At 68.3% G+C, this 25168-nt stretch carries 16 protein-coding genes, 1 tRNA gene and 1 pseudogene; 4 read left to right on the top strand and 14 right to left on the bottom strand.

Annotated elements, in window-relative coordinates; genetic code table 11:
- Positions 1-19: 19 nt before the first annotated feature.
- Positions 20-145 (bottom strand): hypothetical protein, encoded by a 126-nt coding sequence (locus FGL15_RS21270; RefSeq protein ID WP_255467566.1) that lies wholly within the window; start codon positions 143-145, stop codon positions 20-22.
- A 364-nt stretch (positions 146-509) separates the two neighbouring features.
- Between FGL15_RS21270 and FGL15_RS21550 the strand changes: the two genes are divergently transcribed.
- Positions 510-563 (top strand): chloramphenicol resistance leader peptide, encoded by a 54-nt coding sequence (locus FGL15_RS21550; protein ID WP_124770126.1) that lies wholly within the window; start codon positions 510-512, stop codon positions 561-563.
- Between the two features lie 21 nt (positions 564-584).
- The gene (locus FGL15_RS13780; protein WP_138946463.1) at positions 585-1763 is read left to right on the top strand and encodes a Cmx/CmrA family chloramphenicol efflux MFS transporter; all 1179 of its coding nucleotides are present in this window, start codon (positions 585-587) and stop codon (positions 1761-1763) included.
- Between the two features lie 190 nt (positions 1764-1953).
- Here the strand turns inward: FGL15_RS13780 and FGL15_RS13775 are convergent.
- A tRNA-Ser gene (locus FGL15_RS13775) sits at positions 1954-2043 on the bottom strand.
- A gap of 132 nt (positions 2044-2175) precedes the next feature.
- On the opposite strand from FGL15_RS13775, the pseudogene radA reads away from it, so the two are divergent.
- Positions 2176-3528: pseudogene (gene radA / locus FGL15_RS13770) on the top strand (DNA repair protein RadA); the annotation flags it as partial.
- 166 nt (positions 3529-3694) lie between these two features.
- Here the strand turns inward: radA and FGL15_RS13765 are convergent.
- The 5 genes from FGL15_RS13765 to FGL15_RS13745 all read right to left on the bottom strand — a co-directional run bounded on the left by FGL15_RS13765 (position 3695) and on the right by FGL15_RS13745 (position 12328).
- Complete coding sequence (locus tag FGL15_RS13765) at positions 3695-4102, bottom strand: SseB family protein (protein ID WP_079705172.1); 408 nt, start codon at positions 4100-4102, stop codon at positions 3695-3697.
- A gap of 144 nt (positions 4103-4246) precedes the next feature.
- A complete protein-coding gene (locus tag FGL15_RS13760; protein ID WP_138946462.1) occupies positions 4247-4912 on the bottom strand; it encodes a hypothetical protein in 666 nt (221 codons plus the stop codon).
- Between the two features lie 120 nt (positions 4913-5032).
- A complete protein-coding gene (locus tag FGL15_RS13755; protein WP_138946461.1) occupies positions 5033-9946 on the bottom strand; it encodes an ExeM/NucH family extracellular endonuclease in 4914 nt (1637 codons plus the stop codon).
- 260 nt (positions 9947-10206) lie between these two features.
- Positions 10207-10725 carry an amino-acid N-acetyltransferase gene (locus FGL15_RS13750; RefSeq protein ID WP_138946460.1) on the bottom strand — a complete coding sequence of 173 codons (519 nt, stop codon included), beginning with the start codon at positions 10723-10725 and terminating at the stop codon, positions 10207-10209.
- Positions 10726-10951: 226 nt separating this feature from the next.
- On the bottom strand, positions 10952-12328 hold the full coding sequence (locus tag FGL15_RS13745; RefSeq protein ID WP_138946459.1) for a glucose-6-phosphate dehydrogenase: 1377 nt from the start codon (positions 12326-12328) through the stop codon (positions 10952-10954).
- A gap of 283 nt (positions 12329-12611) precedes the next feature.
- Between FGL15_RS13745 and FGL15_RS13740 the strand changes: the two genes are divergently transcribed.
- The gene (locus FGL15_RS13740) at positions 12612-13538 is read left to right on the top strand and encodes a Ppx/GppA phosphatase family protein (RefSeq protein ID WP_138946458.1); all 927 of its coding nucleotides are present in this window, start codon (positions 12612-12614) and stop codon (positions 13536-13538) included.
- A 127-nt stretch (positions 13539-13665) separates the two neighbouring features.
- On the opposite strand, the gene FGL15_RS13735 is transcribed toward FGL15_RS13740, so the two are convergent.
- From FGL15_RS13735 to lysS, 7 genes are all read right to left on the bottom strand, one after another.
- Positions 13666-16194 carry an ATP-dependent Clp protease ATP-binding subunit gene (locus FGL15_RS13735; protein WP_064294324.1) on the bottom strand — a complete coding sequence of 843 codons (2529 nt, stop codon included), beginning with the start codon at positions 16192-16194 and terminating at the stop codon, positions 13666-13668.
- A 173-nt stretch (positions 16195-16367) separates the two neighbouring features.
- Entirely contained in the window at positions 16368-17501 is a 1134-nt protein-coding gene (locus FGL15_RS13730) for a hypothetical protein (RefSeq protein WP_138946457.1), read from the bottom strand.
- A gap of 223 nt (positions 17502-17724) precedes the next feature.
- Complete coding sequence (locus FGL15_RS13725) at positions 17725-21291, bottom strand: SdrD B-like domain-containing protein (protein ID WP_138946456.1); 3567 nt, start codon at positions 21289-21291, stop codon at positions 17725-17727.
- A 91-nt stretch (positions 21292-21382) separates the two neighbouring features.
- Positions 21383-22852, bottom strand: a complete 1470-nt coding sequence (gene cls, locus FGL15_RS13720; protein ID WP_138946455.1) for a cardiolipin synthase — start codon at positions 22850-22852, stop codon at positions 21383-21385.
- Between the two features lie 78 nt (positions 22853-22930).
- Positions 22931-23128 carry a hypothetical protein gene (locus FGL15_RS13715; protein ID WP_213014309.1) on the bottom strand — a complete coding sequence of 66 codons (198 nt, stop codon included), beginning with the start codon at positions 23126-23128 and terminating at the stop codon, positions 22931-22933.
- 151 nt (positions 23129-23279) lie between these two features.
- Complete coding sequence (locus FGL15_RS20380) at positions 23280-23426, bottom strand: hypothetical protein (protein ID WP_157579829.1); 147 nt, start codon at positions 23424-23426, stop codon at positions 23280-23282.
- Between the two features lie 41 nt (positions 23427-23467).
- Complete coding sequence (gene lysS / locus FGL15_RS13710; RefSeq protein WP_138946454.1) at positions 23468-24988, bottom strand: lysine--tRNA ligase; 1521 nt, start codon at positions 24986-24988, stop codon at positions 23468-23470.
- Positions 24989-25168: the final 180 nt, after the last annotated feature.

Genomic DNA, 25168 nt, shown 5'->3' with positions numbered 1-25168 from the left:
GGTCGGTCGTCGGGCTGGGCTAGCCGCTCGGCCCGGTCAGCCAGACGATGACGACGATCGTGATGACGACGATCAGGAACCCGATCGCTGCGCGGATGATTCGGCGGCGACTGAACGTGCCCTTCCGCAATGAGTCTCGGGACACGCGGTCCAGATTCGGGAAGATCGCCTGAAACGGCGGCTCAGGCGCTCCTGGTGGGCTCGGAGGCGCCGCTTCTCCTGTCGGCAGATGCGCGTTCCGGTCACGTTCCTCATCGAAGTTCCCCATACTCGACGATAGCGAGCGTCCCTGCGACCTATAACGAACGAAGCCCACTCCGTCTCAACTTCATCTCACGCGCGGGCGGATGACGCCGGATCGAGGGGGACCGATCGCTCCACGCCACGCGCAGTTGAGCGCAGTAGAGTTTGGGACATGTCGAGTCCCGAGTCAGACAGGCCAGGGGTTGTCGGTCACACCGCCAGCCCCGTGAACCAGTAGTTGCGACGCCCACAACCGGTGTGGGCGTATTTCTGGCGTGCCCGGGGTACTGGCCGTGGTGACAAGAAGAACCATTTCTTGATCTCTCACCTCGGAGTATTCGATGCCTTTTGCTCTCTACATGCTTGCCCTGGCGGTTTTCGTCATGGGCACCTCAGAATTCATGCTCGCGGGATTGCTCCCCGCGATCGCGACCGAGCTTGACGTCGCGGTCGGCACGGCAGGCCTGCTGACCTCGGCCTTCGCGGTCGGCATGGTCGCCGGCGCGCCAGTAATGGCGGCGTTCGCTCGCCGTTGGCCACCGCGGCTCACGTTGATCGTCTGCCTTCTCGTGTTCGCGGGAAGTCACGTGGTCGGAGCGATGACACCCGTGTTCTCGCTCCTCCTCATCACCCGGGTGCTCAGCGCTCTTGCGAACGCAGGATTCCTCGCCGTAGCACTGAGCACGGCAACTACCCTCGTGCCAGCGAACCAGAAGGGGCGGGCACTGTCGATCCTGCTCTCCGGCACGACGATCGCAACCGTCGCGGGTGTCCCCGCGGGGTCTTTACTCGGCACAGCGCTGGGCTGGCGAACGACGTTCTGGGCTATCGCAATCCTCTGTATTCCGGCGGTCTGCGGAGTTATCCGAGGGATCACGAACGACGCCGGTCAGACCGATTCAAGCGCTTTCTCGCCACGGCTTCATGCCGAGCTCAGCCAGTTGGCACAGCCACGCCTCATCCTGGCCATGGCACTTGGAGCGCTGATCAACGGAGGGACCTTCGCGGCATTCACTTTCCTTGCACCCGTCGTGACCGAGACCGCGGGGATGACTGGTGGGTGGGTGTCCGTCGCGCTGGTGATGTTCGGCATGGGATCGTTCCTTGGCGTCACGATTGCAGGGCGACTGTCGGATCGACGCCCGGGCGTCGTGCTTGCGGTCGGCAGTCCGCTGCTGCTGACAGGCTGGATCGCATTGGCATTGGTCGCATCGCATCCCGTGGCGCTCATCATCCTTGTCTTCGTTCAGGGCTTCCTGTCATTCGGCGTGGGTAGCACCGTGATCACTCGTGTGCTCTATGCGGCGTCGGGTGCGCCAACGATGGGCGGTTCGTACGCAACCGCAGCATTGAACATTGGAGCTGCCGCGGGGCCCGCGCTTGGCGCATTCGGGCTCGCGACCGGGCTGGGCTTACTCGCTCCGATCTGGATCGCATCGACGCTGACAGCGATCGCTGTCGTCATCATGCTCCTCGCGGGGCGCGCGCTCACAAAGGCTGCTGCAGAGGCGAATCGATGACTCACCCGAGTGCGCTTCTCAAGCTTCATACGTCCTCGACACCTGAGCCGTCATGCGAGGTCGGACCTGACCCCATTCGAACCCCGCCGAATGAACCTTGATCGGCACACTTGTCCGAAGACCTGCATGACGCTCGCACCACGCCACAGCCAGAAATGCAGAAAACCCCTGGATAACCAGGGGTTTTCTATGGCGGTACCGGTGGGATTTGAACCCACGGTGCTCTTTCAAGCACACAACTTTTCGAGAGTTGCACCTTCGGCCGCTCGGACACGGTACCGGGGTCGAGTGTAATAGAAGACGAGCGCCGACGCGAATTGAGCGATGCCGGTTATCCACAGGCGGCGCGGAGGGCCGGCGGTGTCGGCGGTCGCGCTTAGGCTGGCCGCATGGCCAAGGCACCCTCCCCGCATTCCGCTGCACCGAATGCGGCTGGACCACCGCCAAGTGGGCCGGTCGCTGCGGCGAATGCCAGCAGTGGGGCACGGTCGTCGAAGCCTCCGCTCCCACCGGTGTCCTCGGCAAGCTGACTCCGATTCGCGCGACCGACGAGCGCGCCGCGCGTCCCATCACCCAGGCAAGCGCCGATGAGGCTCCACGCTGGTCGAGCGGCATCGCCGAGTTCGACCGGGTGCTCGGCGGCGGCATCGTCCCCGGCGCCGCGATCCTCCTGTCCGGTGAGCCGGGCGTCGGCAAGTCGACCCTGCTGCTCGAGGTCGCATCCCGCGCCGCGAAGACCGGCGCCCGCGTCCTCTACGTCAGCGCCGAGGAGTCGGTCAGCCAGGTCCGCCTCCGCGCCGAACGCACCGGTGCCCTCCACGACGACCTCTACCTCGCCTCCGAGACCGACCTCGCCACCATCCTCGGCCACATCGACCAGGTGCAGCCCAAGCTCCTCATCGTCGACTCCGTCCAGACCGTCTCCTCCTCGCAGTCCGACGGCCTCGCCGGACAACCCGGCCAGGTCCGCGAGGTCTCAGCCGTCCTCACCCGCATCGCCAAGGAACGCGACCTCCCGATCCTCCTCGTCGGCCACGTCACGAAAGACGGATCGATCGCCGGCCCCCGACTCCTCGAGCACCTCGTCGACGTCGTCTGCCAGTTCGAGGGCGACCGCCACACCGCGCTCCGCTTCCTCCGCGCGCAGAAGAACCGCTTCGGCGCCACCGACGAGGTCGGCTGCTTCGAGATGGCCGGCGACGGCATCGCCGAGGTCCCCGACCCCAGCGCCCTGTTCCTCAGCCAGAACGAACCCGTGGCCGGCACCTGCGTCACCATCGTCATGGAGGGACGCCGCGCACTCCCCGTCGAAGTCCAGGCGCTCATCAACAAGACGCAGGCACCAAACCCCCGCCGGGTCACCAATGGCGTCGACCCGTCACGTGTCGCGATGATCCTCGCGGTGCTGCACGGCCGCTACTCCTACGACCTCACCGACCACGACGTCTACATCTCGACCGTCGGCGGCGTGAAGATCAGCGAACCGGCGGCCGACCTCGCGATCGCCCTCGCCCTGGTCTCCGTCATCCGCGACTTGGCCCTCCCCCGCGACCTCGCGGCCTACGGTGAGATCAGCCTCAGCGGCGAAGTGCGCCCGGTGAGCGTCGCGAAGCAGCGCGGCTCGGAGGGCAACCGACTGGGCTACAAGCTGCTGCTCAACTCCGACGTCAGCAACGACCTCAAGTCGGTTCTGGGCATCGCGAAGACCGCAGCCGAGGCGGCGCGCCCCGCCCGACGCGAACGCGAGCTCGACGCCGCCTTCTGAGCGCACCCGACCACCTGCTCCACGAACCAGGATCGGGGCGTTCTTGTTCACAACTCCTGCGGACTGGTCCCGTAGGGCCCCAGAACGGGACCTGTCCGTGTTCGGACGACGACCTGCAGGAGTTGTGAACGGCGGACGACGCCGAGAGCAGGGCCCGCGGGTCGAGCTATTCGGCGGCCGGCGCCTCGAGCTCGAGGACCCGCAGCAGTTCCTCCGGCGAGGCCTGCAGCGAGTGCGGACCGGCGACGTCGAAGAGCACCGTCTCGATGTCGTCGCCGTAGGTGCGGAGGAAGCTCGCCAGCCAGGTGCCGTCGTGCAGGCCGACGTAGGGCGGCAGAGCGGCCGGCTTGTTCTTCGCATCGGAGAAGAGGAGCAGCGCGAGCCTCGCGGTCTCGGGCTGACGGAACATCCAGACCTCACCGGTCTCGGTCGGCTTGTCGGGGTTGCCCGGCTTCATGAGCGGGACGACGAACCGGCCGTTCCGCAACGCGAGTGCCACGGCCACCATGTCGCCGGCGGCGAGCGCCGCGGCCAGGGGCTCGGAACGGAACTCGGGTCGCTTCTGCTTCGCCATGCGTCCATTGTCGCAGGCCGGTGCGGGGCTGCGGGTCGAGCAATTCGACAGGCTCAGTGACCGGGGCGGGACGGCTCAGTGACCGCGGGAGGCTCCGCGATCGGGGTGGCTCAGTGACCGGGGCGGCTCGACGAGCAGGTTCCGTCAGTTGAGCAGGAACTGCGCGCTGTCGGCGGAGGCGAAGCCGCCGATCGAGGTGTTCAGGTGGTACGAGGCGCCACCGGCGGGCACCGGGTCGCGCGGCTGGTCGCAGGTGTCGGGCGCCGACCGCGTGCGGTCCCAGGTGATCGGCGGGTTCGACGAGACCGTCTTCCCCGGCTCGAGGAGCACCTGCTGGTCGCTCGGTGCCGTCTGGCAGTCGGTCGACGTCCAGTACGGCTCCTCACCGCTCGAAACCGTGAAGACCTGCTGGCTCGTGCCGGCGTTCATCGTGCACGCGGCCGAGCCGGTGTTCGTCACGCTCAGCGAGAGCTGCGGGAGTTCGTCCGCCGCGAAGCTCGTCCCGTTCACGACGGCCTCGACGCGGATCTGGTCAGCGGTGCACGCGGCCGCCGAACCGGGGTCGGTGGTCGCGGCCTCGTCGATCGGTGCGGTCGTCGACGCTTCCGGCGCGGCCGTCGGCGCGGGGGTCGCGGTGGGCGTCGGGGTCGTCTTCGCCGCGGTGTTCTCGGTGCCCGGACCCGACGCGAGCCGGACGATGAGCACGATGACCAGGACGATGACGGCGAGCAGGACGCCGAACACGATCAACCTGCGTCGCCAGTAGACGGCGGGCCGCTCCGGTCCGCGGGGATTCGTGAGGCTCGACATGCTCACAGATTAAGTGCAGTGGCGCGGAAACGCCCGATGCCCCGCCGTCGGCGCGGACCGTGGTCCGACCGATGACAGGGCATCGGGATGGTGCTGGGTATTGCTGGGTGCCGCGAGCGCCTAGAGCTGCTGCGCCGAGCGACGACGGGCGATCACGAGCGCGAGACCACCGACGAGGAGCAGAGCGGCGAGCGCCGCGTTCCCCCACGGCTCGGCACCGGTCTTGCTCAGGCTGCCGTCCTGGCTGCCGCCGGCCGTTCCCGAACCGGTCCCGCCGCCCGCACCGGGCTGGGTGCCCGGGTCGGTGCCGGGGTCGACCGCCGCAGCCTGCACGACGATGTCCTGCCAGCCGATGACGTTGCCGTCGGCGTCCTGGACGACGAGGCGGTGGGCACCGACCGGCGCGTCCTCAGGAACCGTGACCTGCACGTTGCCGTCCGCGTCGACCTGCACGAGGCCGTCGCTGACGAGGATCGGTTCGGAGTGCAGCCAGACGCTGACCCAGGTGCCGGCGTACTCCTTGCCGACGTGGATCGTGGCGAGCTTGCCGATGATGAAGTCGGTGATCGCCTTGATGAGGTCCTTGAGCGCCTGGATGAGCGCGGACTCCGGTGCGGGCGTCGGCGGCGTGACCACCGGCGGCGTCGCGACCGTGAGCGGCACCGTGAGCGTCGTCCCCGACTCGAGTGCCGTGAGGCGCACCGTCGCCGCGCCGTCAGCGGTACCCGCCGGCACGGTGAAGGACACCGTTGCTGCACCCGCGGTGACCGGGACCGTCCCGATCGGCGAGCCGTTGAGTTCGATCGCCAGCGAGGTGTTCACCGGGCTGCCGGTCGAGGTGAGGTCGAGCTTCGCGACGTCGAACGAGACCGTCTTCCCTGCGGCGACCGCTGCGGTCGGCGCGTTCGTGACCTGCACGCTCTGGCGGGCGAAGTCCGGGGCAACCGGGCTGTTCGCCGTCAGGTAGGCGATCCACGCGTCGCGGTCGACGAGACCGGAGTCGCGCGTGTCCGTGCCGTTCGCGAACTCACGGAAGTTGTCGCCACCCTGCAGCAGGAAGCTGAAGGAGCCGATCCGGTAGCTCTTGCTCGGGTCGATCGGCGCACCGTTCACCGTGATGCTCGTGATCCGCTGCCCCTGGGCCTTCGTGGGGTCGAACGTGTACTGCACGTTCGACGACAGTCCGAGCTGCAGGTACGGACGGGACGGGACGTTCCCGGCCGCGTCGAGCTGCCACTGCTGCTCGAGCACGGTCTTGAACTGTGCACCCGTGAGCGAGGTCGTCCACAGGTTGTTGAGGAACGGCAGCACGGCGTTCGCCTCGGCGTACGTGATGTCGCCCGCGAGGATCTCCTCACGCATGCCACCCGGGTTGACGATGCCGATGTCGGCTCCACCCCGGTCGGCGCTCGAGAGCGAGGCACGGAGCGAGTCGGCGACGAGCGCACCGAGCGTCGACTCCGCACCGCGGTCGTCCTTCACGCCGTTGTTGAACGCGCGGGTGATGTCGGCCTTCGCCTCACCGATCTTCTGGTTGCCGATCTCCGCCGCGACCGCGAGGGCCTTGTCGGTGATCGTCTTGACCGTCGCGACCGCCGGGAACTGCTTGACCAGGTCGGCCTCGGCCACCGTGGTGCGTGCGACGTTCTTCGCCGTGTAGGCGGTGACGTCACCCGACGCGCGGTCGACGGTCAACGTGATCTGACCGATGAACTCGCCGTAGCTGCCGGTCTGGAGCACCGGGCGGGTCTTGCCGGTCACGCCGGGGATCGGAGCGTCCCACGCGTACTGCTTGTGCGTGTGGCCGGTGAAGATGGCGTCGACGTCCGCGCTCGTCGTGGTGACGATCTCGGTGAAGGCGCTCTGTTCGGCGAGCTCCTGCTCGAGGGTCGCGCCGTCCGGCGTGCCGGCCCCGGCACCCTCGTGGTACTCGGCGACGATGACGTCCGCCTCACCGTTGGACTCGTCGCCGTCGGTCAGCTGCGCCGCGACGCGGTTCACGGCCTCGACCGGGTCCCCGAAGTCGAGGTCGGCGATGCCTGCGGGCGACACGAGCGTCGGCGTCTCCTGGGTGATGGCACCGACGACGGCGACCTTCACTCCGTCGATGTCGAGGATCGTGTACTCCTTGAGCGCGGGCTTCTTCGTGCCCTTCTCGTACACGTTGGCCCCGAGGTACGGCCAGGCCGCGTTCTTCCCGTCGGCCATGACGCGGTCGACGAGGTCGCCGTAGCCCAGGTCGAACTCGTGGTTGCCCACCGCGGAGGCCTTCAGGCCGAGTGCGTTGAGCACGTCGATCGTCGGCTGGTCCTGCTGCGACGACGAAGCGAAGAGCGAGGCACCGATGTTGTCACCAGCGGAGATGAACGCCGTCTGGTCGGGTGCGAACATCGCCTTGAGCTGCTCGATCGTGCCCGCGAACTTCGTCGTGTTGGCGTCGATCCGACCGTGGAAGTCGTTGATGTTGAGCAGGTTGACGGTCGCAGACTCGCTCGCGTCGGCGCTGATGCCGATGATCACGGGGTCGTGGTCGCTCGAGCGGAACATGTCCGGCACGTTGAAGTCGGTCACGTTCGCGTTGTAGCGGGAGTACTCGAGGGCGATCGACTCGACGGAGTTGATGTTCCACACGTCGGCACCGGTGACGCTCTGGTCTGCTTCCGGCGACGCGAAGATGTGGTCGAGGGACCCGACCGCACCGTCGAACGCGTAGGTGTACTCGCCGGTCTTGGCCTCCTGGCTGATGTAGCCGGCGTCGCGGAGCACGTCCAGCGGGTCCTCGGCGTCGTAGGAGTTGAAGTCGCCGACGAGGAAGACCTTCTTCGTGCCGATGTCCTTCGAGACCGTGTCGGCGAAGGTCACGAGGGCCTTGGCCTGACGCGTGCGGTCGCCGGTGAAGGCGCCCTGGCCGGTGTTGGCGTTGTCGCCCGTCGCGGCCTTCGAGGTGCTCTTCGACTTGAAGTGGTTCGCGATGACGAGGAAGGTGGCCGCGTCGTCCGCACCCTTGGGCTTGAACGCCTGCGCGTCTGGCTCACGGGCGTTGTCGAAGGCCGGCTCGTCGAGCAGGATGCGCGACTCACCGACGGTCTCGACGGCGGCCGACTTGTAGATGAACGCCGTCCGGATGACGTCCTCGTCCGCGGGGACCTTCGCGGGCGACGGGACGAACGTCCAGGTGCCCGCACCGGCATCGGCGTTGAGCGCCGCGGTCAGGGTCTTCAGCGCGTCGTCGCGGTCGAGGCCGATCGAGGCGGAGTTCTGGATCTCCTCGAGCGAGACGACGTCGGCGTCGAGGGCGTTGATCGCCGAGACGATCTTCGCCTGCTGACGCGCCAGGCTCTCGGCCGTCGCCGCTCCTCGGACGCCGCAACCGGCGGCATCGGAGTCGTCGACGGTCGTCTTGCCGCCCTCGCGATCAGTGAAGAAGGTGCAGCCGGTGCGCGAGTCGCCGGTGGTGGCGAAATAGTTGAGCACGTTGAAGGTCGCGAGGGACACGTCGCCGCCGACCCCGCGAGGCGAGGTGGAGCGGGTGTTCTCGAAGGACGCCGGCTGCACATCCGCGGCGTTGGCGCCGGTGAGGTGCTGCGTGGGCTGGAACTTCCAGTTGCTGTTGCGGAAGTCGAAGACGACCGGTGCGGTGAAGTCGACGGCGGCACCGACCCGGACGGGCGCGGTGGTCGAGACGTACGGGAGCGGGATGCCCGTGTTCTCAGCCTTCGAGAAGTCCACGGTAGAGCCGTCGTCGAGGACGACCTTCTCCGCCGGCACACGGGCCGCGGCCGCGAGCGCCTCAGCAGAACCGGGCTTGCCGAGGACCGTCGGCGTGACGAACGGCGTCGTCGATGCCGCGAGCGCGACCTCGCCGTAGCGGTTCGTGCTGTAGGTGTCGGTGACCGTGTAGTCGCCGGCCGGGTCGAGCAGCATGCCCTCGAGACGCTCGCGTTCTTCGTCGGTGGCCGGGAAGGCGACACTGGCGGCGGTCGGAGCGCTGACACCGGTGGCGTCGAGCACGGAGACGGCGGCCGGGTCGGTGACCTTCAGCTGCGTGAGGCCGTAGTACTCGTCCACGACGCCGGTGACCTGCAGGTACTGGCCGACGGCGACGGAGCCGACGGTGGCCGGCGAGTAGACGAAGACGCCGTCGGACGCGAGGTGCGTCGCGGGGTCGATCGCTCCACCGGTGCCCGCGGTCTGCAGGTAGTAGCCGTTGAAGCCGCCGGTCGGGAAGCTCGCGGTGACGAAGCCCGTGGTGGTGACCGTCTGGCCGACCATCGTGCTCGCGGCACCGGTGCCCTGGATTTCCGCGATCGTCGCCGTACCGGGCTCGACCGGGGTGGTCGGGTCGGTGGGCTCGGGGGTCGGCTCCGGCGTGGGCTCGGGGTCGACCGGGGTGTCGCCGGCGCTGTTCTGCGGCGTGACCGTGTCGCTGAGCGTGAAGTCGGCGGCATTGCTGTCGGTGTCGGCGAAGGTGGTGCGCACGATCGACTGCGGAACGGTGTTGCCCGACGGGGACGGCGACGCGGCCGTCTCGAAGGTGTTCGACGTGCCGTAGCCGAGGAGGTCGACGACAGCCGGGTCGCCGACGACGGAGCCGGGCGTGAGCGTGACCGCAGTGGTCGAGGCGACGAGCGCGAGCGTGCCGTTCTGGCCCTGGGGGCTGAGGGTGCTCGTGACGTCGGGGGTCGGCAGGGCGACGCCGTTGGCGCCGTTCGAGGAGCCGGAGACGAGGTAGTAGCCGCCGGCCGCGATGGAGCCGGTGAGTGGCACGACGGTGGACGAGGCGCCGACGCCGTCGAGCTTGCGGTACTGGATCGACCAGCCGCTGACATCGACCACCGCGTCGCTCGGGTTGTAGAGCTCGACGAACTTGTTCAGGTAGGGCGCGTTCGCGCTCCCGCCCGAGAGGTAGGCCTCGTTGATGACGACACCGAGGCCGTCGGTCGAGGCGACGGCTGGTGTCGTCACGAGGGGCGCGGCGACGAGCCCGGCAAGGGCGGCGAAGGCGGACAGCCTCCACGGGTGTTTGAACGACATGTGGCTCCGAATCGAGGGCCGTCCTCGTTCGGAGCGCGCGACAACGCACCCCCCATTCGAGGCACAGACGATGGGTAGTGCCTCACAAGCTAACCGACATGCGTGACGGAAGACCACCGCGAATGTGAACGGCACGTAAATCCGGGCCTGCTCATCTGAGCACGGGCTTCGCGTTGGAAATGTGCGAAATCGCTGATCAGCGAGGTATTGTGAACGGTCTCATCGGTCACTCCGACGAGCGTCAACCTTCAAGCTGTGGTTCAGAGCAGCTTGAGCATGCGGGTGTTACCGAGCGTATTCGGCTTGACCCGCGCGAGGTCGAGGAACTCCGCGACACCTTCGTCCGAGGAGCGCACGAGCTGTGCGTAGACCTCGGGTGGGACGATCTCCTCGCCGATCTCCTGATAGCCGTGCCTCGTGAAGAAGCCGGTTTCGAAGGTCAGGCAGAACAGGCGACGCAGGCCGAGCTCGATCGCGTCGCGCTCGAGGCGCTCGACGAGCGCGTGGCCGACCCCGGTGCCGAGGTGGTCTGCGGAGACGGCGAGCGTGCGGACCTCACCGAGGTCCTCCCAGATGACGTGCAGCGCGCCGCAGCCGATGAGTTCGCCGTCGGGTGTCTCGGCGACGCGGAACTCCTGGACCGCTTCGTAGAACACGACGTCGTCCTTGCCGAGGAGGATGCGCTGCTGCACGAGTGGTTCCACGAGCGCCTGGATGCGGCGGACGTCGCTCGTGCGGGCGCGACGGACGATGTACCCCTGCTGAGCCTGCTCGACCATCCCGCCTCCTCACGTCAGAACCTCCGAGAAGTCTACTGACGCCAGCGCGGTGCTCCCGACCGAGCGCGGGTTGGTGGGCGCCAGCGCGGTGCGCTCGAGCGAGCGCTGCCGAAGCGGCATGAGCGCTACCCAGCCGCGCGAGCGCGAGCCTCCAGAGGGGCGCGCTCGGTCCGGTGGGGCGCGCTCACGTCAGCGCACCGCGCTGGCGCCAACGCAGGAAGTACGATCAGTGCCAGGACCTCGGGCCCGCGGTACCGGCCGGGTAGGTGTCGATCGACACCTCGTCCTTGCGCCACGCCTTGAGGACCGGCGCGACGATCCGCCAGCACTGCTCGGCGACGTCACCGCGCACCGACAGGGTCGGGTCTCCCTCGAGGATGCTCGACAGGACCTCGCCGTAGGCGCTGAGCTGCCCCGCCTGGAGTTCTGCGTGGAGGGCGACCGGGTCCAGCTCGAAGGGATCGTCCTCGCCGTTGATCATCAGGTCGAGGTCGAGCGACGCCGGCTTCAGGCCGATGCGGAGCCGCGCCGGCGTCTTCATGCCGTGCAGGCCGGACGGGAGGTGCGGCACCGGCTTGAAGGTGAAGACGATCTCCTGACGGGTGTCCGCCAACGCCTTCCCGGACCGCAGCACGAACGGGACACCGGCCCAACGCCAGTTGTCGATCGCGAGGGTCATCTCGGCGAGCGTCTCCGTGTGGTGCGACGGGTCCACGCCCTGCTCGTCGATGTAGGCGGGCAGCTTGCGGTCGCCGATCGTCCCGGCGCCGTAGCGTGCACGCCGACTCTCCGTGCCGTTCGCCTTCCACGGGCGGGTCGCTCGCAGCACTTGGGCCATACCGCCGCGCAGATCCTCGGCGTCGACGCTCGCCGGTGGCTCCATGGCCGCGAACGCGAGGACGAGGAGCAGGTGGCTCTGGATCATGTCGATCAGGGCGCCTGCGCGGTCGTAGTATCCGGCGCGGCCCTCGAGTGCCAGCTGCTCGTCGAAGACGATGTCGACGCGTTCGACGTTGTCGGCGGAGAGGAGCGGCTCGAAGATGCGGTTCGCGAAGCGCAGGCCCAGCAGGTTGAGGACCGTCGACTTACCGAGGAAGTGGTCGACGCGGAACACCTGCTCCTCAGGCACCAGGTGCTGGAGCAGGCGGTTGAGCGAGCGAGCGGAGGCGTAGTCGGTCCCGAAGGGCTTTTCGAGGGCGAGCATGATGCCCTTGGGGAGCTCCAGCTTCCGCAGTGCCTTGCACGCGAGCAGGGTGATGGCGGGCGGCAGGGCGAAGTAAAGGGCGACGTTCGGTCCGGCGGCCGCGAGGACGCGTTCGAGTGACGCCGGGTCGGAGACGTCGGCCTGCACGTAGGTGGTCTCGGCGACGATCGTCTCGGCGAGCGTCGACGGGGCGTCCGCGAACGCGGTCTCGACGCGCTTCCGCCAGGCCTCGTCACTCGACTCGGAGCGGTCGACGCCGATGAGGCGCACCGCCTCGCCACGCGAGGAGGCGAGGAGCGACGCGAGTCCCGGCAGGAGGAGCCGGGCCGTGAGGTCGCCTCCGGCACCGAGGATCACGAGGGTTCGAGGGGCGGAGGATTCCGAGGTGGCGGCGGTCATGCGGCGATCCTACGCGGTGCGCCGACGAGGTCGCGCGGCCTTGCGCCCTCCCAAGTCCCACCCCACCCATGCCCAGCGCGGTGCGCTGACGCGAGCGCGAGGGTGTGGGCGTCAGCGCGGTGCGCTGACACGAGTGGCGCGGTATCGGCCTCACCGCGGGTCAGGGACGTGGGCGCGCCCCTCCGGAGACCCGCGCTCACGCCCTGGACCCGCGCTCACGTCAGCGCACCGCGCTGGTGAACGACCACAGCAGACGCGGGAGGGCAGGCAGTACTGTGAGCGCATGCGACTCGGAGTCCTCGACGTGGGATCGAACACCGTCCACCTGCTCATCGTCGATGCCCACCCGGGAGCGCGGCCGATCCCCCAGTCGTCGCACAAGTCGGTGCTGCGACTCATGCGATACCTCACGCCCGATGGATCGATCAGCGAGGAGGGCGTCGCGGTCATCCTCGAGTCGATCGGTGCAGCGGCAGCGACCGCCCGGGAGAGCGGCCTCGACGAACTGCTCTCGATGGCGACCTCGGCCATCCGTGAGGCGACGAACGGGCCGGAGGTCCTCGCCCTCGTCGAGGAACGGACCGGCATCGCCCTACAGGTCCTCTCCGGTGACGACGAGGCGAAGCTCACTTTTCTCGCCGTCCGCCGCTGGTACGGCTGGTCGGCCGGCGAGATGCTCCTCCTCGACATCGGCGGCGGCTCGCTCGAGATCGCGGCCGGCGGCGACGAATACCCCGATGTCGCGATCTCCCTCCCGCTCGGCGCCGGCCGCTCCACCGTCGGCTTCCTCCACGACGACCCGCCGACCGCCGCACAGCAGGAGGCACTCCGCCTGCACGCCCGCGAGGTGCTCACCGCAGCACTCCCCGCGTTCGCCGAGGAGCCCGACGCCCATCACGTCGTCGGGTCGTCCAAGACCATCCGCTCCCTCGCACGCCTCGCAGGATCGGTGGCCGACGGCATCGGTGGCACCGAGCGAGCCCTGCTCCGGCGCAGCCAGCTCGACGACTGGATCCCCCGGCTCGCCCGTATTCCGGCTGAGGCCCGCCCCGCGCTCCCCGGGATCACCGCCGACCGCACCTTCCAGATCGTCGCCGGCGGCATCGTCCTGTCCGAGGCGATGGCCGCCTTCCGCGTCCGCGAGCTCGACGTCTCCCCCTGGGCGCTTCGCGAAGGCATCATCCTCCGCTACCTCGACCGCCTCGGCTGACCGCCACCGTTCGTTCGCCCAGGTTTGGGCGATCCAGTGCTCGCGCGCCCGAAGATGGGCGAACGAACACGTCCCGACACGACGAAGGCCCCCACTCCGCGGAGTGGGGGCCTTCGGTGACTCGGGACTACTCGCCCGTGATCGCGAGATCCGGCGTGGCCGAACCCGTACCGAGCGACGCCTGCGCGTTGACGCCGGCACCGACCGACTCGCCACGAGCCGAGGTCGTGAAGGCGAACGCACCGTTCACGAAGTCGACGTGCACGTGGTCGCCGGCGTTGAGTTCACCGTGGAGGATCTGCTCGCTGAGCTGGTCCTCGACCTCGCGCTGCATCGCACGACGCAGCGGACGAGCACCGAGGGTCGGGTCGAAGCCGACCTCGATGAGGCGCTCCTTCGCCGGCAGCGTGAGCTCGATCGTCATGTCGCGGTCGAGTAGACGCTCCGAGAGACGCTTCGTGAACAGGTCCACGATCTGCAGGAGCTCCGGCTTCGACAGCTGCGGGAACACGATGATGTCGTCGACACGGTTCAGGAACTCGGGCTTGAAGTGCTTCTTCAGCTCCTCGTTCACCTTGCCGCGCATGATGTCGTACCCGGTCGAGGCGTTGCCTTCGATCTGGAAGCCGACCGGACCACCGGCGATGTCACGAGCACCGAGGTTGGTGGTCATGATGATGACGGTGTTCTTGAAGTCGACGACGCGACCCTGACCATCCGTCAACCGGCCCTCTTCCAGGATCTGGAGGAGCGAGTTGAAGATGTCGGGGTGGGCCTTCTCGATCTCGTCGAAGAGCACGACGCTGAACGGCTTGCGGCGCACCTTCTCGGTGAGCTGGCCGCCCTCTTCGAAGCCGACGAACCCGGGAGGAGCACCGAACAGTCGCGAGACCGTGTGCTTCTCGCCGTACTCCGACATGTCGAGGGAGATGAGCGCGCCTTCGTCGTCGAACAGGAACTCGGCGAGCGCCTTCGCGAGCTCGGTCTTACCGACACCCGTGGGGCCAGCGAAGATGAACGAGCCCGAGGGACGCTTCGGGTCCTTGAGGCCGGCACGCGTGCGGCGGATGGTCTTGGAGAGCGCCGAGATGGCCTCCTCCTGACCGATGACCCGCTGGTGCAGCGCCTTCTCCATGAAGACGAGTCGCGAGGACTCCTCTTCGGTGAGCTTGAAGACGGGGATACCGGTCGCCTGGGCGAGCACCTCGGCGATCAGACCCTCGTCGACCTCGGCGGTCGTCTTGACGTCGCCCGAGCGCCACTGCTTCTCGAGGCGCAGACGCTCGCCGAGGAGGTTCTTCTCCTCGTCGCGGAGCGACGCTGCCTTCTCGAAGTCCTGCTCCTCGATGGCCGTCTCCTTGGCCTCGCGGACGCCGGCGATCTTGTCGTCGAACTCGCGCAGCTCCGGCGGGCTCGAGAGGATCGACAGACGCAGGCGTGCGCCGGCCTCGTCGATCAGGTCGATGGCCTTGTCGGGCAGGAAGCGGTCGGAGATGTAGCGGTCGGCGAGGTTCGCCGCCGAGACGAGCGCGCCGTCGGTGATGGACACCTTGTGGTGTGCCTCGTAGCGGTCGCGCAGCCCCTTGAGGATGTTGATCGTGTGGGGCAGCGACGGCTCCATGACCTGGATCGGCTGGAAGCGACGCTCGAGGGCTGCGTCCTTCTCGAAGTGCTTGCGGTACTCGTCGAGCGTGGTGGCGCCGATGGTCTGGAGCTCACCGCGGGCGAGCAGCGGCTTGAGGATGGAGGCCGCGTCGATCGCGCCCTCGGCGGCACCGGCACCCACGAGAGTGTGGATCTCGTCGATGAAGACGATGATGTCGCCGCGGGTGCGGATCTCCTTGGTGACCTTCTTCAGGCGCTCCTCGAAGTCACCGCGGTAGCGGCTACCGGCGATGAGCGAGCCGAGGTCGAGGGAGTACAGCTGCTTGTCCTTCAGCGTCTCCGGGACATCGCCCTTGACGATCGCCTGAGCGAGACCCTCGACGACGGCGGTCTTGCCGACGCCGGGCTCACCGATGAGGACCGGGTTGTTCTTCGAGCGACGGGAGAGGATCTGCATGACCCGCTCCATCTCCTTGTCGCGACCGATGACCGGGTCGAGCTTGTTGTCGCGCGCGGCCTGCGTGAGGTTGCGGCCGAACTGGTCGAGGATCTGCGACCCGCCCTGCGCCTGCTGCTCACTCTGGTTGCCGCCGACCGGGGCTGCTTCCTTGCCCTGGTAGCCGGACAGCAGCTGGATGACCTGCTGGCGCACACGGTTGAGGTCGGCGCCCAGCTTCACGAGGACTTGGGCTGCGACGCCCTCGCCCTCGCGGATGAGGCCGAGCAGGATGTGCTCCGTGCCGATGTAGTTGTGGCCGAGCTGCAGCGCTTCGCGCAGACTCAGCTCCAGCACCTTCTTGGCGCGCGGCGTGAACGGGATGTGTCCCGTCGGCTGCTGCTGGCCGGTGCCGATGATGTCGGTGACCTGCTCGCGCACGGCATCGAGGGAGATCCCGAGGGACTCGAGCGCCTTGGCGGCGACTCCTTCTCCCTCGTGGATGAGGCCGAGCAGGATGTGCTCGGTCCCGATGTAGTTGTGGTTGAGCATCTTGGCCTCTTCCTGGGCCAGGACGACGACACGACGCGCACGGTCGGTGAATCTCTCGAACATGATCACTCTCCTCCGGCACCGGGCAGGGTGGTGATGCCGTTAGTAGGAGCGTAACGACCGCCGCAGCTCTCTTCGCCCCTGTTCGCCGTGGGCGTGATGCTCGGCCGCCGGGAACGCCGCAGCGCACGTGCACCGGGCACGTGCGCTGCGGGTGTCGGCTGATCGCGGCTCGATCAGACCGGGAACCGGACGGTCGCCGCGAGGGCGCCCCCACCGGGGACGTCGTCGGCGCGGACGGCGAGGATCCGGGCGTCGGACAGCAGCGCCCGGCGGAGGATCTCGTCGATCACGCCGTAGTTCGTCGCGTCGGCGTCGTCGGCGAGCGTGACGACACCGGTGGTCTCGTCGACCGTGCCCGGCAGGTTGCTGTCGATGTCGACGAACAGGGTGTCGACCGCGTTCGCCGTCGCGGCGCGCGCGACGTCGCCGAGGTCGGTCACGGCTCGCCCGTTCGACGCGCGCGTGCCGAACTCCTCGCACAGCGCGCGCAGTTCGGCGGCGTACAGCTCGTCGAGGATCGGGCGGGCCGCTGCGGCGAGCTGCTCGTCCGAGCGCTCCTGCTGGTTGCCCTCGATCTCGGGCTTCACGAGGTGCTTGTAGCTCGAGACGGACCGGAAGATCCCCGTCATCGGTTCGGCGCCCGCGAGGATGAGCGGCTCCTTCGAACCGGCGAGCACCGGCGACAACGCCTTGTTGATCGCCTGCGCGTACTCCTGCATGCGGATCTTCTGCCCCTCGGCGCCCTGGATGCGACCCAGCTGTTCGCGCCCGTTCGAGCCCCGGCCCCGGATGGAGTCGACGTGGGCGGCCGCGGCGACGTCCTCGGGGACGTCCAACTCGATGCTGGTCGCCGGGAGGTCCCGCGCGACCGCGACGAGCCGGACCCCGCTCTGCGCCAGGGCGAGGACATAGGCCGACTGCGGGAAGGTGAGGGCGCGCATGAGCGGCTTGATGTAGAAACGGTCGGACACCTCGGAGCAGGACCGCAGGACGTTGGGCACCCGGAAGTAGCGGGTGAGGGACGGGCCGACGAAGATCGCCAGGCTCGACGACAGATACCGCAGGAAGTCCGGATCCTCCAGGAGACGATCGATCTCCGACGTGAACCGCGCGATGTCGGCACGATCCGCTCCCGCGGCCGTCAACTGCTCCACGGCGTGTTTGACCTGGTTCTTGAGGTCCAACCGGATGTGGCTCGTATCGGCCGGGTTGGTGCTCGTCTCGAGGTAGATGGACACGCTCGAGGCTTCTCGGGCGGTCGCGAGCTCGACGATGTCGGAGCGGGTCGGAATATCGGTGTGGTGCACTGATGCCTCCTTCGATCGCGTCAGGCGAAGGGTCGACCGGGAGCAGGCGACGCCGTCGTGGGCCTGACTTGCCCCCAGTATAGGGAGCCACCGGAGCCCGGTCCTGGACCGATGCTGCGGAGATTCAGAGCCGGTGTTCAGGCGCGACGGCCGGCGCAGGCACGCTGACCAGCGCCCTCAGGCGGAGGGGTCGCCCACTCGGTGGCCGACCCCTCCGCCCGGGTCACGCTGCGGAGTCGTCCGTCCTGCGACGACGGAGCATCATGAGCCCCGTGCCTCCTCCGAGGAGCACGATCGCGGCCACGACGCCGGCGAACACCCAGGCGGTTCCGGTGTCGGCCAGGTCTCCCGCGCGGCCGGCCGCAGCGGGTGCGTCGTCCTTCGGGATCCCCGGCGGATCGACCGGCGGGACCGGAGGTTCGGCTCCGGCCACGAGCCCGCCGTTCCAGGTGAGATCCTCGGCGTCGGCACCGGTGGGAGACGGGTCGATGATGGAGATGTCCTGCATCACGCCCGTCTCGGGCACCACGGCGGAGTTCAGCAGGTCGTCCGTCCCGACCCGAAGTGCCGTCGCGCCCGCGTTCGCCGGCACGTCGACGAGGATCGCGTAGTCACCGGACACGAGCCCGGAGAACCGATAGGAACCGTCGGCGTCCGTCGTCGTGTCGGTTTCGACGGGCGAACCGAACTTGTCGACGCCGGACAGGTGCAGCGCCACGTCCGGAACTCCGGCACCGGGCGTCCCGTCCGGCCCGTCGTTGTCGAGGCCGTCCTCGTTCGTGTCCCACCACAGTCGTTGACCGATCGAGGAGGACACGACCCGGGTGCTCACGAGCGGCGAGCGTGCGCCGAGCGTCTGTGTCGCCGAACGGACGGTCGCATCGTTGCCGAAGGAGGACCCACTCGGGGCGCCGCTCGAGACCAGTGTGTACTGCACCTCGACCCGCTCCATCGCAGCGAGCGAAGCGACGTCCAGACGCAGGGCCGTGACCTCCCCGAACGATGCGGCGCACCCGGAGGTGCCGAGCTCGGCGGCAGTGCACCAGGCGGACCCGGCCGGGAGGTCCCCGTACCCGGCGCTCCCGTCCACCGCGGAGGACGCGGTGACGGCGACCGGATCGGCGTCGGTGTACCGGACCGTGACGCCCGCAGGGGCGTCGACCGCGCCGATGAGCTTCCCCGCGGCGGAGGAACCACGCTGGTCGCCGACGTAGGGAAGGACGTCGATCGACGACGCGTCCTGCTGCGGGGTGTCGGCGTTCATGTTCGCGAAGGACACGGTGTAGTCGACGTCGTCGCCGGACTCGATCGCCGTCTGCGCGACCGACTTCTCGATGCGCAGCCCACCCGGCGAGCTGAGGGAGACCGTCTGACGCGAATAATGGGCGTCGGAGGTCGTCGGGGATGCGGGGATGTCGGTGAGTGACGACGGGTCGTCGGGGCTCGAGACGACGACCTGGTTGACGAGATCACCGATCATCGTGGAATCGGTCTTCGCCCAGTAGGTGATCACCGGTTCGCTGCCGCGGTCGATCCGGTCGAACGACCAGGTCAGTTCCGTGGTGCCGTCCTCGGCCACCTCCACGGAGTCCGGTACGTGGGAGACGTCCGTCGGATCGTAGGTGAGCCCCTTCGGGAGCCGATCCACCACGACGACGTCGCGTGAGGAGTCGACGAGTCCGGACTTGCTGGCGATCTGCGGGGTGAGTGCGAACTGCACGCGATCCCCGGAGGCGACGTGCGCGGGTGCTCCAGGCTCGACGGCCGGCGCGACGGCCCGCTTGGCGATCGCGACGGACCCCTCGGAGACGAGCACGCGGTCGCCGCGTGGAAAGTCCTTGTTCGTCGCCTGCACGGGGTCGTATTTCGCGTGGTACCAGTCGTCCTCGGTCCAGTAGGTCGGCTGGTCGACGTCGTCGTGATAGAAGGTGGGCGACTTCACCGAGTAGGTCTCGGTCACCGTCTCGCCGACAGGGAGGCCGTCGCGGAGCTGCAGGGTGAGCGCCGCGTTGAACTGCGCGCCAGGCGGGAGGGCGTCACCCACGGGGCGGTACCGGACACGCGTCACCTCCTCGAGGTCGAGCGACTGCCAGTTCGCCGTCCACGAGGCGTCGTCATCGTCGCAGGTCGCCGCACTCAGGTCGCGCCAGCGGGTCGCGTCGTCGGCACCGGGGTCGGTGACCGGGGTCGTGCCGTACTCGACGATGACGTGGCTGGGGTTGAAGTCGCCGAGCGAACTGGACGCGCGCACCGTGACCGGTGGCCAGGTCGAGTCGATGGTCGAGACGTGCTGGGTCTTCGGGTCGAACACCTGGCAGACGATCGCATCCTCCATCGATGCGGTCGTCGAGGAGTTGTTGATCGCCGTGTTCGCGACGAAGGTCTGCCCGGTCGTCACCGGCCCGTCACCGGACCCGATCGAGCTCTGACCGGGGATCTTCGTCAGGTTCGCCGGGTTGTCGACGTACCGCGTGCTGTGGCCGATACCCAGACGGCGGGTGAGCCGGGTGGTCACGGTGTTGTCGTCCAGCGGCTCGGCGGCGTTCGCGATCCGCTCGCCCGCCGCGTTCTCCCCGAAGGCGACCAGGTCGCGCAACGTGACCACCGAGTCGATGCTGCCGTCAGCGGGGACGTCGGTGTGCGCGACGAACACCGCGAACTTGCCGATCCCGACATAGCCACGAGTCGCGATGTTGTAGCCCGCGGCAGACTTGGTCGGCAGGTGGTCCGCGCTGAAATCGGCGCCCGAGATCACGACGTGGATGAGGTTCGGATTCGAGGCGTCGGGCGTGCAGGTCCACGTTCCGGAGTCGGTGACGCCGTTCGGCCCACCGCCCGAGCTCTTCGGGAAGGCGCCGACGTCGTAGGGGTTCATGGCGCAACGCTGTCCGGCGAAGTCGACCACCTCGGCGTTCTCGCTGAAGTCGGAGAGGTCGATGTCGAAGGCCACGTCGCCGACGACGGCCGACTGTCCGCGAGCGCCGAGCGCTCCCGCGGAGTTGTAGCCGGCCAGGTCGACGTAGGTGTCGAAGGACACCCGGTAACCCGCGACGCCCTCCGCATTGACCACGGCGTGGTCGGTGTTGTACCGCTTGGCGCCGATGTTCAGGCGGGGCCCACTGCTCACCACGAGGTCGTCGGGCGTCGTGGACGACGACACCGTCTGCCCGCTCGTGGCGTCCACCGCCGACGCCTGGACCGCTCCGGTGGGAGCGGGCAGGACCGTGCCGTCGGGCAGCGCCGTGCTGGCCGTCGCGACGAGATCGTACGTGGACACCGAGTTGGGAGCGACGTCGTGCACCACGCAGTCGACGGTGCGTGCGTCCTCACTCACGGTCGAGCCCTCACCGCAGTATCCGGGGAGCGAGCCGACCGCCGGCCAGGTCAACCCGGACGGGAGCGTCTGCCGGACGGTCACGACACCGTCCTGGGGTGCGCCGTTGACCTGCACCTCCACGCGATAGGTGACCGTGTCGTGGGAACGCAGGACGAGGTCGTCCCCGCTCGTGTCGTGACCGGGGCCGGCCTCCTCGTCGAAGGGCGCAGTACCGGTGATCGTCCGCTGCAACTGGGTCAGCAGCGTCAACGCCACCGGGCCGCCGGAGGCGTCGGGGGACGGAACGGGATCCGGTGTCGGCACCTCCTCGGGCGACGTGGTGGAGCTGTCGTCGGGCGGCGGCGGATCGGTGGCGGCCGAGGCTGGCACGATCGCACCGAAGCCGATCAATGCCGCAGCAGCAGCGGCGGTGCAGGCCGCGAGGGGCCGGGGCGGGGAGTTCAGGAGGGACATGCGTCACTTTCTCGAGGTGGCCGACCTGGAGAGAATATCAGACAGATATATCTGTACCGACATGACACATGTTTATTATTTCAGTGGTGTGCTATTGAAGCGCGGAGGTCAGCCTCGCGAGGTTGTCGAGCACCGTCGAGCGGAGGGGCTGCTTCAGCCACTCCGCGAGCGTCAGTTCCTTGCTGATCTCCCGGTACCCGTCCTCGACGCCGCGCATCTCCTGGACGAACTCGCGCCCGCGGACCATGAGCGAGACCTCCAGGTTGAGACCGAAGGAACGCATGTCCATGTTGCTCGACCCGATCACGGCGACGTCGTCGTCGATCGTGAAGTGCTTCGCGTGCAGGATGTACGGCGCCGGGTATTGGAAGATCCGCACACCGGCCCGCAGGAGCGCCTCGTAGTAGGAGCGCTGCGCGTGCCAGACCATCGCCTGGTCGCCGATCTCCGAGACGAACAGGTCGACCGGCACACCACGCTGGACCGCGGTCGTGACCGCTGCGAGCAACGACTCGTCGGGCACGAAGTACGGGCTCGTGATGACGATGCGCCGCTGCGCCGCGTAGATGAGCGTGAGGAACAGCTTGAGGTTGTTGTCGCCGTCGAACCCCGGCCCGCTCGGCACGACCTGCAGCTCGAGGTCGCCCACCGGTCGGGCCTCGAGCAGGCCGACCTCATGGGACAGGACGTCGCCCGTCTCGCTGTACCAGTCGCTCAGGAAGATCGTGTTGATCCCCGCGACCCCCGGACCCTCCACCCGCGTCATGAGCTCCTGCCACTGGAGACCCCGCTTGATGTTGCCCGGCTTGTTGTAACTCCGGTCGATCATGTTCTGCGAACCCATGAACGCGACCGCGCCGTCGACGATCACCATCTTGCGGTGGTTCCGGAGGTCGGGACGTTGGAACTTGCCCTTGAACGGCTGGAGCGGGAGCATGAGCGCCCACTGGGCCCCCATCGAGGTGAGGCGCTTCAAGGTGTGCTTGTAGTCGGGGGTCCGCCAGCTCGCGAAGTGGTCGAGGAGCACCCGGACGGTGACGCCGCGGGCCACCGCGCGCTCGAGCGCGTCGAAGAACGGCTTCGTGGTGCGGTCGCAGGTGAGGATGTAGAACTCGACGTGCACGAACTGCTCGGCACGGTCGACCTCATCGGCCATGGCGTGGAGCGAGGCCTCGTAGTCGCCGATGAGACTCGCGGTGTTCCCGCCCTGCAGCGGCATCGACCCGAGGTTGCGGTTGAGCGTCACGACCGACCGGAACCAGGCCGGTGCGTTCGACGTCAGGTTGGCCTTGACGAGGTCGCGGGTCGTCTGGCGGATGTAGACGTTGATGTCGTACTGCTTCCGCCGGCGCACCCGCGGCAGTTTCGGGTTGCCGATGAGGAGGAAGGCGATGACACCGACATACGGGATGAGGAAGATCGCGAGCAGCCAGGCCATCCCGGCGGTGGGGCGCCGGTTGCGCGGAACGACGATCACCGCGATGACACGGATGATGAAGTCCAGGACGAGGGCCGTGATGCCCAGCCAGTTCCAGGAGAACTCGATCGTCATGTCGCCCATCCGCTCAGCTGCCGAGGCTCCAGCCTACTGACCATGCCGGACAGCTGTGGGGTGAGCTCGCCACGTGATACGGACGGGTCAGACCTCGCGAGGTCCGGAGGGCTCGACCGGCGGGAGCCCGAGCTTCGCGCGCTGCTCCGCCTCGACCTGCGCGTACGCCTTGCGCTCGTTGCGGTCGGACCGCAGGATGGCGCGCATGACGACCCAGAAGATGATGCCGACGACCACGGTGGGCAGCAGCGACCAGAGCGCGTTGAGCCAGTAGTCTTCGATCACCCGTCAATCGTACCGCCCTTCGACAGGCTCAGGGACCGGAAAGCTGACTCAGGGACCGGAGGCTTCGCTCAGGGACCGGAGAGCTGGCTCAGGGACCGGAACGACGTGGTCGTGCGGTCCCTGAGCTTGTCGAAGGGCAGGGACCGGAGGGTCAGGAACCTCCGGCGAGGGCGCCCCACAGACCGCTGACGACGAGGTACAGGCCGATCCCGCTCACCACGATCCAGATCGTGATGCGCGCCGTCGTCGGCCCCTGCTTCTTCGGGTCCTGGTGGTCGCCGGGGTCCATCATGCTCATCGTCGCGCCTGACTGTCGGTGGTCGTGCTGCCGGATGGCCGCTACTTGACCAGGGGGAAGAGGATCGTCTCGCGGATACCGAGACCGGTCAGCGCCATGAGGAGTCGGTCGATGCCCATCCCCATGCCTCCGGACGGCGGCATCCCGAATTCGAGCGCCCGCAGGAACTCCTCGTCGAGACGCATGGCCTCGACGTCGCCCTGCGCGGCGAGCTTCGCCTGCTCGATGAAGCGTTCGCGCTGCACGACCGGGTCGACGAGTTCGGAGTAGCCGGTGGCGAGCTCGAAGCCGCGGACGTAGAGGTCCCACTTCTCGACCGCACCCTCGATGGAGCGGTGGGCACGCACGAGCGGGCTCGTGTCGACCGGGAAGTCCATGACGAAGGTCGGGCGCTCGAGGCCACCCTTGACGAAGTGCTCCCACAGCTCCTCGACGTACTTGCCGTGGATGGGGTGCGGGACCTCGACGCCCTCACGCTCGGCGAGCGCCTTGAGTTCCTCGATCGGCGTCTGCGGCGTGATCTCCACACCCGCGGCGGCCGACAGGCTCTCGAACATCGAGATGCGGTCCCACTCGCCACCGAGGTCGAACTCCGTGCCGTCGGCCCAGGTGACGACGTGGCTCCCGCTCGTCGCGAGCGCGGCGTTCTGGATGAGGGTCTGCGTGAGGTCGGCCATGGTGCCGTAGTCGCCGTAGGCCTCGTACGCCTCGAGCATGGCGAACTCGGGGCTGTGCGTGGAGTCGGCGCCCTCGTTGCGGAAGTTGCGGTTGATCTCGTAGACGTGGTCGATGCCGCCGACGACGGCGCGCTTCAGGTACAGCTCGGGCGCGATGCGCAGGTAGAGCTCGGTGTCGAACGCGTTCGAGTGGGTGACGAAGGGGCGGGCCGAGGCTCCTCCGTGCATGACCTGGAGCATCGGCGTCTCGACCTCGACGAAGTCGCGCTCCGTGAAGGTCTGGCGGAGACTGGCCACCGTCTTGGCCCGGTCGAGCACGTTCTTGCGCGCCTGATCGCGGGCGATGAGGTCGAGGTACCGGCTCCGGACCCGCGTCTCCTCGTTCAGCTCGTTGTGGAGGTTCGGCAGGGGCAGGATCGCCTTCGCCGCGATGGTCCACTCGGCCACCATGATCGACAGCTCGCCACGACGACTGGAGATGACCTCGCCGGAGACGAAGACGTGGTCGCCGAGATCGACGAGCTCCTTCCAGGCGGCGAGCTGCTCGTCGCCGACGCTGGCGAGGCTCACCATCGCCTGGATGCGGCTGCCGTCGCCGGACTGCAGGCTGGCGAAGCAGAGCTTGCCGGTGTTGCGGAGGTGCACGACGCGGCCCGCGACACCGACCGTGACGCCCGTCGCCTCGTCGGGCTGGAGCTCACCGAAGCGGGCTCGGACCGCCGGGATCGTGTCGGTGATGGGGAGGCTGACGGGGTAGGCGCCACCGGCACCCGACGTCGCCTCGTCGATGAGGCGCTGGCGCTTCGCGAGCCGGACGGCCTTCTGCTCGGAGAGCTCTGCCTGCTCTGCTGCGTCGTCGATCGGCTCTGGCGTCGTGTCAGTCATGCGGTGGGATTCTCCTCGTGCGGTCACTGGAGTTTACCGGGGACCGTGCAGGCCGTGCGCACGGCCAGGTTCCTATGAACCGGCTATCGACGCCCTGACAAGGGTCTGCGAACAACCATTCGGAGGACACCGCCGGGTACCCGGGCCGTGCTTGGCTCGAAGGACAGGAGTCCCGATCGG

It is taken from the genome of Plantibacter sp. M259 (genome assembly GCF_006065115.1).
Taxonomy (GTDB): Bacteria; Actinomycetota; Actinomycetes; order Actinomycetales; family Microbacteriaceae; genus Plantibacter; species Plantibacter auratus.
This window is presented reverse-complemented; position numbering and strand designations above follow the sequence as displayed.